At 73.4% G+C, this 15,259-nt stretch carries 14 protein-coding genes and 1 pseudogene; 4 read left to right on the forward strand and 11 right to left on the reverse strand.

What is annotated here, in order from left to right:
- Positions 1-51: 51 nt before the first annotated feature.
- The 10 genes and pseudogenes from SCAB_RS27975 to SCAB_RS28020 all read right to left on the reverse strand — a co-directional run.
- Positions 52-1,509 (reverse strand): DUF6177 family protein, encoded by a 1,458-nt coding sequence (locus SCAB_RS27975; RefSeq protein WP_013003448.1) that lies wholly within the window; start codon positions 1,507-1,509, stop codon positions 52-54.
- Positions 1,506-5,522, reverse strand: coding sequence for a type VII secretion protein EccC (locus tag SCAB_RS27980; RefSeq protein ID WP_013003449.1), 4,017 nt, complete (start codon positions 5,520-5,522; stop codon positions 1,506-1,508). The genes SCAB_RS27975 and SCAB_RS27980 overlap by 4 nt, the downstream gene beginning before the upstream one ends.
- A gap of 34 nt (positions 5,523-5,556) precedes the next feature.
- A complete protein-coding gene (locus SCAB_RS48690; RefSeq protein ID WP_013003450.1) occupies positions 5,557-7,530 on the reverse strand; it encodes a hypothetical protein in 1,974 nt (657 codons plus the stop codon).
- Positions 7,531-7,546: 16 nt separating this feature from the next.
- Positions 7,547-8,944 carry a type VII secretion integral membrane protein EccD gene (gene eccD, locus SCAB_RS27990; protein WP_049875787.1) on the reverse strand — a complete coding sequence of 466 codons (1,398 nt, stop codon included), beginning with the start codon at positions 8,942-8,944 and terminating at the stop codon, positions 7,547-7,549.
- A gap of 16 nt (positions 8,945-8,960) precedes the next feature.
- A complete protein-coding gene (locus SCAB_RS45320) occupies positions 8,961-9,266 on the reverse strand; it encodes a hypothetical protein (protein WP_013003452.1) in 306 nt (101 codons plus the stop codon).
- Between the two features lie 62 nt (positions 9,267-9,328).
- Positions 9,329-9,640, reverse strand: a complete 312-nt coding sequence (locus SCAB_RS28000; protein ID WP_005486398.1) for a pore-forming ESAT-6 family protein — start codon at positions 9,638-9,640, stop codon at positions 9,329-9,331.
- Between the two features lie 33 nt (positions 9,641-9,673).
- Positions 9,674-10,006 carry a hypothetical protein gene (locus SCAB_RS28005; protein WP_013003453.1) on the reverse strand — a complete coding sequence of 111 codons (333 nt, stop codon included), beginning with the start codon at positions 10,004-10,006 and terminating at the stop codon, positions 9,674-9,676.
- A gap of 387 nt (positions 10,007-10,393) precedes the next feature.
- The gene (locus tag SCAB_RS28010) at positions 10,394-10,696 is read right to left on the reverse strand and encodes an RbsD/FucU domain-containing protein (RefSeq protein WP_041670981.1); all 303 of its coding nucleotides are present in this window, start codon (positions 10,694-10,696) and stop codon (positions 10,394-10,396) included.
- Positions 10,693-11,592, reverse strand: a complete 900-nt coding sequence (locus SCAB_RS28015) for a ribokinase (protein WP_013003455.1) — start codon at positions 11,590-11,592, stop codon at positions 10,693-10,695. Before SCAB_RS28015 ends, SCAB_RS28010 begins: the two co-directional genes overlap by 4 nt.
- A gap of 191 nt (positions 11,593-11,783) precedes the next feature.
- Positions 11,784-12,560 (reverse strand): annotated as a pseudogene (locus SCAB_RS28020) (substrate-binding domain-containing protein); the annotation flags it as partial.
- A 203-nt stretch (positions 12,561-12,763) separates the two neighbouring features.
- Here SCAB_RS28020 and SCAB_RS28025 point away from each other — a divergent pair.
- A complete protein-coding gene (locus tag SCAB_RS28025) occupies positions 12,764-13,327 on the forward strand; it encodes a dihydrofolate reductase family protein (protein WP_013003458.1) in 564 nt (187 codons plus the stop codon).
- 12 nt (positions 13,328-13,339) lie between these two features.
- On the opposite strand, the gene SCAB_RS28030 is transcribed toward SCAB_RS28025, so the two are convergent.
- On the reverse strand, positions 13,340-13,744 hold the full coding sequence (locus SCAB_RS28030; protein ID WP_013003459.1) for an ATP-binding protein: 405 nt from the start codon (positions 13,742-13,744) through the stop codon (positions 13,340-13,342).
- 200 nt (positions 13,745-13,944) lie between these two features.
- On the opposite strand from SCAB_RS28030, the gene SCAB_RS28035 reads away from it, so the two are divergent.
- The 3 genes from SCAB_RS28035 (at position 13,945) to SCAB_RS45325 (ending at position 15,244) form a co-directional block, all read left to right on the forward strand.
- Positions 13,945-14,781: a helix-turn-helix domain-containing protein gene (locus SCAB_RS28035; RefSeq protein WP_013003460.1), complete on the forward strand. Its 837-nt coding sequence runs from the start codon at positions 13,945-13,947 to the stop codon at positions 14,779-14,781.
- A gap of 8 nt (positions 14,782-14,789) precedes the next feature.
- Complete coding sequence (locus SCAB_RS28040) at positions 14,790-14,972, forward strand: DUF397 domain-containing protein (RefSeq protein ID WP_013003461.1); 183 nt, start codon at positions 14,790-14,792, stop codon at positions 14,970-14,972.
- An 86-nt stretch (positions 14,973-15,058) separates the two neighbouring features.
- Positions 15,059-15,244 carry a DUF397 domain-containing protein gene (locus SCAB_RS45325; RefSeq protein ID WP_013003462.1) on the forward strand — a complete coding sequence of 62 codons (186 nt, stop codon included), beginning with the start codon at positions 15,059-15,061 and terminating at the stop codon, positions 15,242-15,244.
- The last annotated feature ends 15 nt before the right edge of the window (positions 15,245-15,259 follow it).

Consider the following 15,259-nt stretch of genomic DNA (forward strand, 5'->3'; position numbering starts at 1 on the left):
ACCCGTCAGAGCTCTTACTGCTCGTATTGGTCGTTGTGTCAGTGACGCGAGTCACCCGTGCTGAACAGGGGCGGATGGCCGGGAACCAGCGCCCCTCAGGTGCGCTGTCAGCTGCTGGAGCCGCCCCCACGCCTCGGTGTCCGCGCCGTCCCCGAGGGGGTAGTGCAGCGCCGGACGGGCCGCCGGGCCGAGCGGGACCGCACGGACCTCGACCGGGGGCCGCCGCGCCCGGTCCAGGCCGATTCCGTGCACGTCGTCCGGGCCGAGCGTGAAGGCCACCGGCAGCGGCGGGCCCTCCAGGCGGGGCGCGGTCGTCAGGTCGGCGCGCGCCGCACGCACCGAGGCCAGCATGGTCTTCAGCTCGTGCTCCCGGACCAGCGTGCCGGCCAGCGCCTCGATCCGGTCCAGCGGCGGCTCCTCACCCGCCGCGTACCCGAGGGTCAGGACCGCGTCCTCCTCCACGCCCTTCGTCGTGCGCGTCACCCGGACCGTCGCCATGGCCGGCCGCTCCGGGGCGCCGACGACGACCAGCTGCGACGGCTCGGGCGCCCGCTCCCGGGTCAGGTCGGTCAACTGCCGCCGCGACCAGGGGAGATTGACCGGTTCGGCCGTGCCCCAGCCGGCCGGCGGCGCCCCCGTCAGCTCCCGCCAGGCCGCCTCCAGGGCGCCGCCCAGCAGCAGCCGCTCGTCGGCCCGGTGCACCGTACGGAGGGCGACGATCAGCTGCCGTCCGGGCGCCTCGTCCGCCGGACCGCCCGCCGCGTCCCGCTCCGGCGCGCCCGCCGGGTGCGTGAAGGCGGCGGCCACCGCCGCCGTCCCGTCCTCGGCGAACGCGGGCGAGAACGCCCCGTCCCGCCAGCGCAGCACCGCCCCCGACAGGCCGTCGTAGTACCCGCACTCCGGGTCCTGGACGACCCAGCGGTGCGGGACGCGCGCCAGCGTCGTACGGGCGGCGGGCGTCAGGCGGACGCCGCGCGGCGTCACGATCTGCAGGGACCTCCGGGACGCCACCGCCGTCCGCATGATCTCCGCGAGCCAGCTGGTCAGGGCCACCACCGGCCGGTCGACGAGGACGACGGCCGCGTGCTCGGTCACCACGTCCACGGCGGGCTGCCCCGCCCCCGCCGACGGTACGGCGGACACGTCCACCGCCTCGGTGCTCGCCGCCCCGGGCGGCCAGGTGGAGCCGCCCAGCAGGGCGTTGAGCCGCCCGCACACCACACCCGCCAGCCGCTCCGCCTCCGGCACCGCCGTGGACGCCCGCGCCTCCGTCCACCAGAACGGGGCGCTCACGGCCTCACCGAGCAGCCGCTCCGCCTCGCCGGGCACCTGCACCAGCACCGGCGCCTCCACGGAGACCAGCGGACGCCCGCCCGGCCCGTGCAGCTGGACGACCGCGCCCTCGGCCGCCGCCGACAGGTCCAGGTCGGAGCCGCCCGCGTACAGACTCGTCATGAGGGCCCACACATCGGGCATCTTCGGGGTGAGCGCGATGACGTCCCTGGTCACGGGCGGTCGCCCTCCTCGTTGTCGAGTGCCGTCTGGATCAACTGGTGGGCCCGCCCCCGGCGGACCAGGGTGCCCCGCCCCGGCGGCTGCGCCGAGGCGTACAGCCCGGGGAAGAGCTGCCCCTCGCCGCGCTCGCCGGTCATCAGCAGCGCGGCCGTACCGGTCTCGCGCAGGGTCTGCAGCAGCGGCTCGTACATCGCCCGGGAGGAGCCGGCGACCCGGCGGGTGATCACGAAGTGCAGCCCGATGTCCTGCGCCGAGGAGACGTACGGCAGGAACGGGGCCAGCGGCTGCTGCCCGGCCGTGGTGAGGATGTCGTAGTCGTCGACCAGGATCACGATCCGCGGACCCGTGAACGCGGGCTCGTCGCCCGGCGCGTCCGGGTCGGCGCTCTGCGGCATCCGCTTCTCCAGCTCGCCCGCGATCCCGCTCGACAGACCCGCCGCCAGCTTCGCGTTGTGCGCGTACCCGCCCCGGTACGGCTCCGGGATCACGCCCCGCAGCCCGCGCCGGGGGTCGAAGACGCCGAAGACCAGTTCCTCGTCCGAGTACCGCTCCACGAGCCGCGCGGCGACCAGCTTCAGCAGGTTGGTCTTGCCGCACTCGTTGTCGCCCAGGATCAGCAGGTGCTGGTCGGCGCCGAACAGGTCCAGCAGCGCGGGCGCCAGCGCGTCCTGGTCCACCCCGATCGGCACCCGGCGGGGCTCGGCGACCACCGACGGCAGCCGGCCGGACGGCAGCCGGGTCGGCAACACCCTTACGGGAGGCGCCAGTTCGCCGTGCCAGGTGGAGCGGATCGTGCGGGCCGCGTCCTCCAGCGCCGGAGCGAGACCGCCGGTCGACGGCCGCCCGTCGAGGCGGGGCAGCGCGGCCTGCGCGAACAGCTTGCCGTCCGTCAGGACCCGCCCCGGGGTGTCCGGCGACAGCGTCTCGGACAGCTTCCGGTCGACGCTCGAATCGCTCGGATCGTTCAGCCGCAGCTCCACCCGCGTCCCGAACATCGACTGCGTCGCGATCCGTACGTCGTTCCAGCGGAGCATGCCGCCCACGACGTGGATGCCGTACCCGCCGCCACGCTTGAGCAGGTCCACGACCGCGTCGTCCAGCTCCGCGAACTCGTCGCGCAGCGCCCCGAACCCGTCGATGAGCAGCACGACGTCCGTGGACCCCAGCTCGCGCACCTTCCCCTGCGCCCGCAGGTGCCGCAGCTGGTCGACGGAGTCGATGCCGTGCTCCCGGAACAGCTCCTCCCGCTCGTTCAGCATCGTCCGCACCTCGGCGACCGTGCGCGCGGCCCGCTCCCGGTCGGCGCGCCCGGCGATCCCGCCGACGTGCGGCAGCCCGGAGAGCGCCGACAGCCCGCCGCCGACCAGGTCGAGTCCGTACACGGCCACCTCGGCGGGCGTGTGGGTCGCGGCGAGCGAGAGGGCGAGGGTCCGCAGCAGGGTCGTCTTGCCGGACTGCGGACCGCCGATCACCGCCGCGTGCCCGCCCGCGACCATCAGATCGAGCACCCAGTGCCCCTGCCACTGCCGCGCCGGATCGTCCAGCACCCCGAGCGGCACCCGCAACGGCCCCTCGGCGGACGCCAGCCGCAGCCCCCGCTCGTCCACCCGTACGGGCCCGGCGGCCGCGTCCAGCGTGATCGCGTCCGGCAGCGGCGGCAGCCAGATCCGTCGCACCGGCGGTGCCACGGAGGCGAGTTGGTCCACCATCACCGACATCACCGTCGGCCCGGTCTCCCGCTTGGTCGCCCGGGGTTCGTCGGCGGCCTCGGCGACGGACCCGCCGTCGAGCGCGTGGTACGTCGGGTACGGCCACGCCAGCGGCGTCTCCTCGGCCTGCGCGACCAGCGCCGGCCCCCGGTACGCGCCCGACACGTACCCCGCCTTGAACCGCTCGTACGTGGAGGTGTCCACCTTCAGATAGCCGAAGCCCGGCAGCGGCGGCAGATGGAACGCGTCGGTCGTGTCCAGCACGGTCCGCGACTCGTCGGCGGAGAAGGTGCGCAACCCCAGCCGGTACGAGAGGTAGGTGTCCAGGCCCTTGAGCTTGCCGCCCTCGATGCGCTGGCTGGAGAGCAGGAGATGGACGCCGATGGACCGTCCGATGCGGCCGACGGAGAGGAACAGGTCGATGAAGTCCGGCTTGGCGGTGAGCAGTTCGCCGAACTCGTCGATCACCACGAAGAGGTGCGGGAGCGGTTCGAGGTCGGGCCGGCGGGTCGCGCGCAGGGCGGCGTAGTGCCCGATGTCGGCCACGTTTCCCGCGTCCTTGAGCACCTGCTGCCGTCGCTTGACCTCGCCCGCGAGGCTGGAGTGGACGCGCTCGACGAGCCCGGCCTGGTTCTCCAGGTTGGTGATCACGCCCGCCACGTGCGGGAGTCCGGTGAACGGGGCGAAGGTCGCGCCGCCCTTGTAGTCGACCAGGACGAGCGCCAGGTCCTCGGGGGAGTGGGTGGCGGCCAGCGCCAGCACGAGCGTGCGCAGCAGCTCGCTCTTGCCGGACCCGGTCGCGCCGACGCACAGCCCGTGCGGGCCCATGCCCAGCTCGGAGGACTCCTTGAGGTCGAGCAGCACCGGTTCATGACGGTCAGTCAGGCCGATGGGCACGCGCAGGAACTCCCGCTCGCCCCGGGGCGCCCAGAGGTCGTGGAGGTTCAGCACGGCCGGGTCGTCGATGCCGAGGAGGCCGGGGAAGTCGACGGGGCCGGTGACCGGCGCGCCCTCGGCGGCCGACTCGGCGGACAGCCTGAGCGGCGCGAGCAGCCGGGCGAGACCCTCGGCACCGGCGGCGGTGACCCGGTCGGAGGTGCCGTGCGCGGGCGGGGCGGCGGCGGGGGCCGCGACGGCCAGGGGGTCCGGAGCGCGCAGGTCCTCCACCACGACCTTCTCGCCCCGCACGGTGATCCGCACCGACACCTGGTCGGGCTCGTGCACCTGCTCCGCGAGCAGGTGCAGCACGGTGACCCCCATGTCCGCCAGCCCCACCGCCGTGTCGGGCCGGGGCAGTTCGGCCGCGGTCTCCCCGTACTCGTCGCTCACGACGAGCATCCGGGACGCCAGCGCCAGCGCCTTGCGGTCGGCCAGTCCCCGGCGCACCTCGGCCGCGTACGACGCGCGCCGGCCCAGCTCGTGACGGACGTGCCGGGCCAGCTGCGGCAGGCTCGGCGCGATCCGGCGGGCCGCCACCGGGCCGTCGTGCTCCTGCGCGTCCAGCACGTGCGGCAGCCACTTGGCCCACTCCCAGTCCGCCAGCCGCTCGCCCGGCACCCCGAGCGCCACGGCCACGTCGTCCGGCGCGTGCGAGACGGCCACCTGGACGAGGAGCGCGCGAGCCACCCGCAGGACGCCCTCCCGGTCGCCGACCACGCTGACGTTGCCCGCGCGGTCCAGCGGCACGGTGATCGGACAGTCGTTGGCCACGGAGTAGCGGGCCAGCAGAGCGCGGGCCTCGTTCAGCATGAAGGGGTCCGGCGGGGTCATCACCCCGCCCTGGTTCTGCCCGATGGCCAGGTCCGCCACGGGGACGTCACCGGTGCCGACCCGCACCCGCAGGAAGTCCGGGTCCTGCCGCCGCCGCTCCCACAGCCGGGCGGGGTCGCGCACCAGGTCGTACAGCGCCTCCGGCGGCGGATTCAGCACCCGCGCGAGCGCCCGCCGCTCCCGCTCCCCGGCCCCGAACTCCTCGCGCAGCTCCTCCAGATACTCCAGATACCGCTCCCGCTGCGCGCGCCGCGTGCGCTGGGCCTTGCCGCGCTGGGAGAGGAAGAGGGCGACCGCGCCGAGCAGCGCGAACACCAGCACGATCGCGCCGAGAGCCGCGAACTGGCTGTTGCGGATCACGGTCATCATCACGACCGAGCCCATCACGCCCGCCATCGGCAGCAGCGCGGTCGCGGCCGTCCCCGCCTTGCCCTCCGGCAGGTTCGGCGGCGGCTCGATCGTCCGGGCTCCGGCGGCCCCGAGCGGCCGGGTGCTGCGCGCGGGCCGGTGGATCAACTGCTGGGTCACGGACGGACCCCTTCTGCTTCGTACCGGTGGTCGCTCATCGCATCCGCACCGCCCGCGTCATCGCCTCCGCCGCCAGCGTGATCGCCGCCGCCCGGGTCTCCCGGCCCAGCAGCGCGGTCCGGATGGGGCCGCCCTGGGCGAGATGACGGTCGTAGGGGACGGGGACGACGTGGACGCCGGACTCCTTGAGGTGGGCGACGGCCGTGTCACGGTCGAGGGTGACGTCCGGGGAGGTGGCGGTCAGCGCGACGACGGTGGAGCCGAGCGCCGCGTGCGGCAGTCGGCCGAGCCAGTCCAGCACCTGGCGGGTGCCGTTGACGCCCTCGGCGGTCATCGGCGCGACGACCACGCGCGCGTGGGCCGTGTCCATCGCCGTACGGGCCACCTCGCCCGGCAGGGTCTCGCAGTCCACCACGGTCACGGCGAAGTAGCGGCGCAGGGCGAGGGTCACCGTGCGGTACGTGCGGATGTCCAGCGGGGCCCCGACCCGGCCCTGGCTGCCGGGCAGCAGCCAGCCGCCGTCGGACACCGGCACCAGGTACCCGGTGACATCGGTGAGCTGCATCGCCGGGTTGACGATCCGCGCCAGATCGGCCGCGGCCCAGCGCACCGAGTCGGCGCCCATCCGCACCGGGAGCGTGCCGAGGGCGGCGTCCGCCTCCATGGTGAGCACCGGGTCGTGCCGGTAGTGGTTGAACGTCCGCCCCAGCAGCGCGGCCGTCGTCGACTTACCCACCCCGCCCCGGATCGACGTCACGGCGATCACCCGCCCCGTCGTCACCGGCTGCTGCAGCTCCCGCGCGATCCGCGTCTCCTCGGCCACGTCCTGCGCGGCGGAGGAGGCGAGCTTACGGATCGACCGCCCGGTACGCCGCACCACGGAGTCCCCGTGCTGCGGCCGCCCGAGCGCGTGCGCGAGCCGGGGGTCGATGGTGGGCACGGAGTCGGGCGCCCGCAGAGGCGTCTGCGGCGCCCGCGCCCCCCGCCCCACCGGCACCCCGGACGAACCTCCGTCCCCCGGCACGGGCCCCTCCGGGGGCTGAGCGGCGAAGAAGGTCTGAGCCGGCGGGTGTTCGACCGGCGTCGACCGTACGGGCGGCTGCCCTGGGGGGGTTGCCTGTACGGGCGGCCGGGCATCGTGCCGCGGTTGCGCGGGGGGTGCCTGCTGAACCGGCGGCTGCGTGGGGGGCACCTGCTGCCCCGGCCGCTGTGCGGCGGGCCCCGGCGGGATGGGCTGCTGCGTGCCGGGCGTGTCCTGTCCGGACGCCCAGGTGCCGTGCCCCGGCTGCAGCGGAGGCTGCGCGGCGGGCGTCGCCCGTACGGGCTGCTGCCCGGGGGGAGTTGCCTGTACGGGTGGCCGGGCGTCGTGCCGCGGCTGCGCGGGGGGTGCGTGTTGTTCGGGCTGCTGTGCGGTGGGCTCGGGCTGTACGGGTCGCTGTGCGCCGGGCGTGCCCTGCTCGGACGCCCGGGTGCCGTGGCCCGGCTGTGCCGGTGGCTGCGCGGTGGGCATCGTTTGCGCCTGCTGTACAGGCGGCTGCGCGGTGGGTGCTTGCTGCTCGGGCTGCGGGGCGCCGGGCGTGCCCTGCTCGGACGCCCGGGTGCCGTGGCCCGGCTGTGCCGGTGGCTGCGCGGCGGGCATGGTCTGCCCCGGCTGCGCGGGCGGCGCCGTCGGCCCCGGCCGTTGTGCGCCCGGCGCCGGTGCCTCCCCGGCCGCCGGGCCGTACTCCGGTGCCCGCCGCGCGGACCTCCCGCTTCCGGCGAGCCCCGGCTCCCCGGCCGCCCCCGGCGCCACCGTGCCGCCGGACGCATCCGGCGCTCCCGACCCAGCCGCCTCCCCGGGCCCCTCCGCCGACTCGGGCGGCACGGACCGCACCAGCCTCAGCGTCGGCTCGCCCCGTCGGGCGGGGGTGGCCGGCGGGGCGGGGGCGGTGTCGTCGCCCCCGGGTGCCGGTTCCTGCCCGCCCAGCTCGCGCAGCACATCCCGCTGCCAGTCCCCTGCCTGCGCCATGTCCGGCCCCCAGCCCTTAAGCGAACGTGTCGAGCAGTCGTCCGTACACGCCGAACACTCCGATGAGCAGCGGGAACAGAGTGATGACGCCGATGGATTCGAGGGTGTCGCCGAACCGCCGGAGCCGTACGCGTACATGCTCGGCGGGCTGCACGGCGAGCACCAGCAGCGGCAGCGCGGCCAGCGCGGCCAGCACGGCGAGGACGGCGAGCGGACCGGCCGCCCCGCCGGAGTGGTCGAGCCACGCCGAGACCAGCCGCAGCGCGAGCACGGCCGCCGCGCCGAGCAGCACCACGACCTCGGCGACCAGCGGGAACGCCCGCGCGCGCAGCGCGAGGACGACCATGGTCACCACGGCGAGCAGCACCGTCCACGTGGTGGGCGCGCGCAGCGCGAACACCCCGGCCACGGTCGAGGAGACCGCCATCGTCACCGTCGCCAGCGCCAGCCCCCGGTGGGTGGCGGTCAGCGCCGCCGACACCTGGAAGCGGCTCACGGAGGTGCCGCCGGAGCGCCGGTCGTCCAGACCGGAGAGACCCGAGGCCATCAGCGCCAGCCGGGGCAGCAGCCCGAGCACCACCACGCAGACCACCGCGAGAACGGCCCCCGCCTCGGCCTGTTCCGCCGCCGTCGGCGACCCCGTTCCCGAGACGGCCGCGGCGACCCCCAGCCAGCAGACCGAGATCCCGCCGAGCGCCCCCGCCCCGACCAGGCCACCCCGTCCGAGCGGGGTGAACAGCCCGAGCAGGGCCAGCGTGCCGACCCCGGCCGCGGCCAGGGCCGCGAGCCGCGCCGTCCCGGACCAGTCCTGCGCCTCCGCCGACGTCCACGCGCCGAGCAGCCCCAGAGCACCCGCCGTCGCGATCAGGGTCGTCGCCAGGCCCCGCTTCCCGGCCCGCCCCAGCAGCGCGCCCGCGAGCGCGGCCACCAGCGCGACACCGAGCAGCGTGGCGGCGACCACCCCGGGCTCGTACGCGGTCCGTGCGAACACCCCGGCGGCCACGGCCCAGCCGACCGTGGCGAACCCGGCGGTCATCCGGCGCGTGGCCGGCCGCCAGCGCCCGCCGCGGGCGTCGAGATCGTCGGCCGCCTCGTCCGTGACGTCGTGCACGACGGGCGCCGACGGCGCGTCCTCGGCCCGGACGAGCCGCAGGACGGCCCCGTCCGGGACCCCGGCCGACTCCAGCGTGCTGTCGTGGGCCAGCGCGGAACCGTCCGCGGTGACCAGATGCCGCAACTCGGGCCGGCTGCCGACCCGGTCGTCCAGCAGCCGCATGATCTCCGGCAGCAGCAGCCCGACTTCTTCACGCGAGGGCAGCACGAGGTCCACCCGCCGCCGCTCACCGACCAGCGTGACCCGGCTGAGCGCGCTCCGCGCCCCGCCCGTGGCCTGCCCCAACGTCCCCGTAGACATCACGCGATCGAACCTATCACCGGGTAGAAGTGCTGGTCGGGGCCGTGGAGACCGCTGTGGAGACAGAGGGGGAAGGGGTGCCGGACGGCTGCACCGAACCCCCGTACGGGCTCTTGCCGATGATGCGGTTCGACACGAACGACCACCCCACACACCCCGCGCACAGCACCGCCGCGATGACGATCCCGGCGAAGACCTTCCCGATCCGTTCGTCCACCGAGCGCCGCTGCCGCTGCGCCCCGAACAGCAGGGCGTCCCGCAGCCGTCGGCGCCGCACCGACACCGACTCCAGCAACTGGCTGTCGTAATCCTGCGCTGCCACGGCTACGGAACCCCGTTCACGTCTCTGTCACTCGATTCACCGGCCGCCGGCCGGCCGCCCGGTCAGCCGATCTGGTCGACCGCCGCGCGGGCCTTCGCCAGGGTGGACTGGGCGGTCCCGTCGTTCTGTTCGAGCGTGGTGCGTACCAGGCGGATGATCTCGCGGACCTCGCCCGCGGCCTTCTTCCAGCGCTCTTCCTTGCCGTGGTAGTCGTCCGAGACGCCGTCGGCCTGGAACTCGGTCATCGCGGCCTTGACGGCGGCGTCACGGTCGCCGAGGACCCGCTCCAGCTGTCCCACGATCGTGCCGAGCGCGGTCTGCACCTCGCCGGAGGCGCCGGTGTCGTACGAACGGCGGTCCTGGTTCTGAGCCATGAGTACTTCCCCCTCGTTCCTGCTCGTCGCTGGTTATCGGGCGCCGAAACGGGCCGCGTCGAAGTTGGCCAGGCCCATGTTCTGGTTGGCGTTGTCCTGGGACTCCACGTCACCGGTGCCGAACGCGTTGTCCATGCCCGACTGACCGCCCAGGATCGCGGCGAGCGAGCCGTTCAGATCCGCGGTGATCTCGTCCGCCCGGTTCTTGAACGAGTCGAACGCCAGCTTGCCCGCGCCGTTGAACTTGCCCTCCAGCGGTTCCGCCGCGCTGATCAGCAGCTGGATCAGGGTTCCGAGGTCGTCGCTCGATCCGAGCGTGCTCTTGCCGAGGTCCGCCAGGGTCGTCGACCCCATGTCGAACTTCACGTCGTGTCCACCCCCGTGTGTCGGTTCACCTACGTCTCGAACATGCTCTCCCACAACCCGTTGCACCCGCAACGCGCTTGCCGGTGAAGTGACACCATCGGGACATAATTCGAACAGTCTTGTGCCGCCTCCTCAATGGCCGTGCTGCCGCCCCGCGTTGGCATACCAAAGAAATTCCGCACCCGGTGCAACCCTCCCGGCACTCCGAGTGTCGTAAGTGGCATCAGGGCGTTCCGGCGGGGGATCCGGGGGGATCGCGGGAGTCCTGACGGGGAGGGGAGAGCCGAGGGGCCCGGTCCATGGACCGGGCCCCTCGAAACGTTCGCGCGCACCCCCGCGGAAACGCCCCGCTCAACAGCAGCAACCGCCGCCGCGGAAGCGACTCCCTCAGAAGAACACCCCGCACCGCAGCAGCACGTTCGCGTACGGCCGTGCCTCCCCGGTCCACACGATCAGCCGCGCGCCGGCCGCCGGCTCCTTCAACGTCTCGTGCGTGACCGGTTCCAGGTCGGGGAAGCGGTCCTCCAGCACCTCCGCGAAGGACGGCACCCCGGCGCGGAACGCCAGGCCGACCAGCCTCGGCCCGTCCGGCACCGGCATCCCCGCGTCGCACACCGGCACCCCGTGCCCGTGCCCCGACTCGGCGACCGCGCCCGCCGGCTGACGGTTGAGTGTCCCGGACCGTTTCAGAGCGCCTCGACCTCCTCCGCCGTCGGGAACGACACCTGCGCCCCGGCCCGGGTGACGGCGACGGCCCCCACCCGGGCCGCGTACGCGGCGGCCTCGGCCGGCTCCGCGCCCGCACCCAGCCGCCACGCCAGCGCCGCCGTGAACGCGTCCCCGGCCCCCGTGGTGTCCACGGCGTCCACCTTCACGGCCGCCACCCGCACGCTCCGCCCGGCGCCGGCCACGAGCGCCCCCTCCGCGCCCAGCGTCACCACCACCGAACGCGGCCCGAGCGCCAGCAGTGCCCGCGCCCACTCCTCCGGCGAACCCGTCAGCTCACCGCCGACGATGACCCGCGCCTCGTGCTCGTTGACGATCAGCGGATCACAGGCGGCCAGCACCTCGGCGGGCAACTCCCGGGGCGGCGACGGGTTCAGCACGAACCGCGTGCCCTCCGGCAGCCGCCGTACGACCTCCACCACCGTCTCCAACGGGATCTCCAACTGCGCCGAGACCACCCGCGAGGCCCGCAGCAGCGCGTCCGCCGCCCGTACGTCCTCGGGGGTCAGCCTTCCGTTGGCGCCCGGCGACACCACGATGCTGTTGTCGCCCGACGGGTCCACCGTGATCAGCGCGACCCCGGTGGGCGCCCCGCCCACCAGCACCCCCGCCGTGTCGACCCCGGCCGCGCGCTGCGAGTCCAGCAGCAGCCGCCCGTGGCCGTCGTCGCCGACCCGCGCCAGCAGCGCCGTACGCGCCCCGAGCCGGGCCGCCGCGACGGCCTGGTTGGCGCCCTTGCCGCCCGGATGCACGGCCAGGTCGGAACCGAGCACGGTCTCCCCGGCCCCCGGCCGCCGCTCGACGCCGATCACCAGGTCGGCGTTGGCCGATCCCACGACCAGGAGGTCGTAGTCGTACATGATCCATCTCCCTGTGCAGGTGTACTGGGGCCGCCCGGCGGCCGGTCGCGCCGACGGGCGGAACGGTCGGGACCCGCGGCGAAACCGTAGGACCCGGAACGATCAAGACTCCCCGGCGGAACCGAAGGACCCGGAAAGGCCGAGGCGGCCGGACGGAGCGCGTGCGCTCCCCGTCCGGCCACCGCATCGTGTCAGCCGCCGAACCCGGCCACGTTCTCCGACGTGACCACCTTCACCGGCACCATCACCGACTTCGCGACCTTCCCGCCCTCGGCGGCCTTCACGGCGTTGCGCACGGCGATCCGGCCGAGTTCGGTGGGCTGCTGCGCGACCGACGCGTACAGCGTGCCCGCCTTGACGGCCTTCAGCCCGTCGGCCGTGCCGTCGAAGCCGATGACCTGTACGGACTTCCCGGCCTTGGAGCCGAGCGCCTTGATCGCGCCGAGCGCCATCTCGTCGTTCTCCGCGAAGACGCCGTCGACACCGGCGTTGGCCTGCAGCATGTTCGTCATCACGTCGAGGCCCTTGGTGCGGTCCCAGTCGGCGGGCTGCTCGGCGAGGACCTTGATGCCCGGGTAGTCCTTCAGTCCCTCGGCGAAGCCGGCGCCGCGCTCCCGGCCGGCGGAGGTGCCCGCCTGGCCCTGGAGGATGACGATCTCGCCCTTGCCGCCCAGCTTCTCCGCGAGCGCCTTCGCGGCCAGCTTCCCTCCGCTGACGTTGTCGGAGGCGACGAGCGCGGCCGTGTTCGCGCCGTTCACCGCGCGGTCGACGGCCACCAGCGGGATGTCCGCCTTGTCGACGGCCTTCGCCGCCGGGGTCACCGCGTCGGAGTCCACCGGGTTGACGATGATCGTGCCGAGGCCCTCGCTGGTGAAGTTCTGCAGCTGGTTGGCCTGCTGCGAGGCGTCGTTCTGCGCGTCGGTGACGGACAGGTCCACGCTCAGCTTCTTCGCCTCGTCCTGGGCGCCCGCGGCGTGTACGGAGGATTGGAATCGATTACACGGCGGGGAAACAGGAGGCCGGCGGTGGCTGGAATCCAATCGTGACCGGGGCGCGTGAGGTGACCGCCGAGGCGCTTGAGGTGACCGGCCGGGAGAATCCCGCGAGCCGCGATGAGTCCGGCGGCGTCCGGCGGTCATAGTGACGAACCCGTCACCGAGGAGGACTCCCGATGCGCAGAGTGACCTATTCGATGAACGTCTCGCTCGACGGCTACATCGTCGGGCCGGACGGAAGCTTCGACTGGTCGGCCCCCGACCCGGAGGTCTTCCGCTTCTGGATCGAGCAGATCCGCGGGGTCGACGTCCATCTGCTGGGGCGGCGGCTGTACGAGACGATGCTGTACTGGGAGACGGCCGAGCAGGAGGGGGAGCTCGACGATCCCGAGCGCGAGTGGGTGTCGCTCTGGAACCCGCTCCCCAAGGTGGTCTTCTCCACCACGCTGTCGGAGGTGCGGGGCACCGCCCGCCTGGCCTCCGGCAGCCCGGCGGAGGAGATCGAGCGCCTGCGGGCCGAGCCGGGCGAGGGCGAGATCGCGATCGGCGGCGCGACGCTGGCCGCCCAGGCGGCCGAGGCGGGCCTCATCGACGAGTACCAGGTCATGCTCTACCCGGTCCTGGTCGGCGGCGGCATCCCGTTCTTCTCCCGGGACGAGCGCCGGGTGAACCTCGACCTCGTGGAAACCCGCACCTTCGGCTCACGCTTCGTCTTTCTGCGCTACCGGGTGGCGAGGTAGCCGCCCCCGGCCTCACGCCGCAACCAGCTCGCACCACACGTACTTCCCCCGCTCGCCGAACCTGGCCGACGGCGTCCACCCCCAGTACGGCGTGCAGGCCACGACGAGCCCGAGCCCCCGCCCGTCCTCCAGCTCGCCCCCACCCTCCAACGGCTGCGGGGGCGGGGGCGGTTCGGGATCGGCGTCCCAGGCCCCGATCCACACCATGCCCTCCGCCGACCGCCGCACCCGCAACGCGGCGGGCCCCTTGGTGTGCCGGACGGCGTTGGAGATCAGCTCGGTCGCGAGCAGCTCGGCGAGGTCCGCGAGTCCGAGGAGCCCGTGCACGGTGAGAATCAGTCGCAGGGTGCGCCGGCAGACGGGGACGGCTCGGGGGTCGTTGGGGATCTGGAGGGTGTAGTCCCAGGTTTCGGGCATGGGGCATCAACTCCGGTGGGGGAGGGGTATTTGGGCGCGGTGGCATTGCCGACGCCGTCATGGCAGGACGGGGCGGTGCGCTTCCGTAGCGTGGATTGTTCATCACTGACGGTAGATCTAAATTTAGGGACGCGGCAAGTCGATCGCGTAATCTGACACCGAACGAGTCGCGCCTGCGGGCACCTTGGAAGGGCCATTCGATGGTGAAGAGGCGCGAGCCAACGGCACGTCAGATGCGTCTGGCGAATGAGCTGCGCAGGCTCCGTGAGGCGGCTGGACTTTCCTCCCGCGAGGCGGCGTCACTGCTCGGAGTGAGCCCTGCCCAGATCACTCATATCGAGTCCGCGCTCGCGGGCGTGAGCGAGTTGCGGCTCCGCCGCCTTGCGTCCCATTACGCCTGCACGGACGAGGAGTTCATCGATGCCCTGGTCGCGATGGCCACCGATCGCACACGAGGCTGGTGGGAGGAGTATCGAGGGCTCTTGCCCACGCCGTTCCTGGACCTGGCCGAGCTGGAGCACCATGCCCGGTTCCAACGCCACGTGGCCATCCTGTATGTGCCGGGCCTGCTGCAAACGGAGGACTACGCGCGCGCTGTCTTCTCGTCCCGGCTTCCGGAACTCACAGAGGAGGAAGTGGAGTTGCGTATCCGGCATCGAATGGCCCGCCAGGCGGTCGCACTCCCTTACGAGGCGGTGATCCACGAGGCGGCCTTGCGTATCAGGGTCAGTGACCGCGCCGCCTCGCGGGCGCAACTCGCCAAGATCCTGGATCTGTCCGAGGTGGACAACGTCACTGTGCGAGTCATCCCCTTCGATCTGGACGGCTTCGCCAGGGCCGCCAGCGCGATGGCCTTTGTGGGCGGCCCATTGTCCAAGCTGGACACGGTCGTACGCGATGCGCCTCATGGCTCGGTCTTCATCGATTCCGAGGCGCAGCTCAACAGTTATCGAACACGTTTCCGTAGAGTGGAGGACGCGTCGCTGGAACCCGGAGCGTCGCGCGAGTTCATCCACAACCTGGCGAGAGAGCTGTGAGGCACCCCATGGAGAAGTGGCGGAAGTCGTCCTACTCGGGCGATGGGGACGGCGATGAGTGCGTGGAAATAGCCACCACCCCCACCCGCATAGCCGTCCGCGACTCCAAGACCCCCTCCCGAGCCACCCTCACCTTCTCCACCCCCGCCTTCACCTCCTTCCTCGAAGCCCTCAAGAGGCGGACCGAGTAACGACGTTCTGGCTGTCCTGGAACAGCGAATCCCCGAACAGTCGCGCGACTGCATCGACCGGCTGGCGAGAGAGCTGTGAGGCGCCCATGTGCAACTGGCGGAAGTCGTCCTATTCGGGCCCGGACGACGGCAACGCCTGCGTCGAGATAGCCCCCACTCTCACCCGCATAGCCGTCCGCGACTCCAAAGCCCCGTCCCGAGCCACTCTCACCTTCTCCACCCCCGCCTTCACCTCCTTCCTCAAAGCCCTCAAGAGGCCCGCTGAGGGGTGACTGCCGCGCCCCGGG

It is taken from the genome of Streptomyces scabiei 87.22 (assembly GCF_000091305.1).
Classification (GTDB): Bacteria; Actinomycetota; Actinomycetes; order Streptomycetales; family Streptomycetaceae; genus Streptomyces; species Streptomyces scabiei.

Coding starts and splice junctions, on each gene's coding strand:
- SCAB_RS28030 (WP_013003459.1), bottom strand. CDS start 13,744: ATGCCCGAAACCTGGGACTACACCCTCCAGATCCCCAACGACCCCCGA.
- eccD (WP_049875787.1), bottom strand. CDS start 8,944: ATGTCTACGGGGACGTTGGGGCAGGCCACGGGCGGGGCGCGGAGCGCG.
- SCAB_RS28040 (WP_013003461.1), top strand. CDS start 14,790: ATGGAGAAGTGGCGGAAGTCGTCCTACTCGGGCGATGGGGACGGCGAT.
- SCAB_RS28015 (WP_013003455.1), bottom strand. CDS start 11,592: ATGTACGACTACGACCTCCTGGTCGTGGGATCGGCCAACGCCGACCTG.
- SCAB_RS28000 (WP_005486398.1), bottom strand. CDS start 9,640: ATGGCTCAGAACCAGGACCGCCGTTCGTACGACACCGGCGCCTCCGGC.
- SCAB_RS28025 (WP_013003458.1), top strand. CDS start 12,764: ATGCGCAGAGTGACCTATTCGATGAACGTCTCGCTCGACGGCTACATC.
- SCAB_RS48690 (WP_013003450.1), bottom strand. CDS start 7,530: ATGGCGCAGGCAGGGGACTGGCAGCGGGATGTGCTGCGCGAGCTGGGC.
- SCAB_RS45325 (WP_013003462.1), top strand. CDS start 15,059: ATGTGCAACTGGCGGAAGTCGTCCTATTCGGGCCCGGACGACGGCAAC.
- SCAB_RS28035 (WP_013003460.1), top strand. CDS start 13,945: ATGGTGAAGAGGCGCGAGCCAACGGCACGTCAGATGCGTCTGGCGAAT.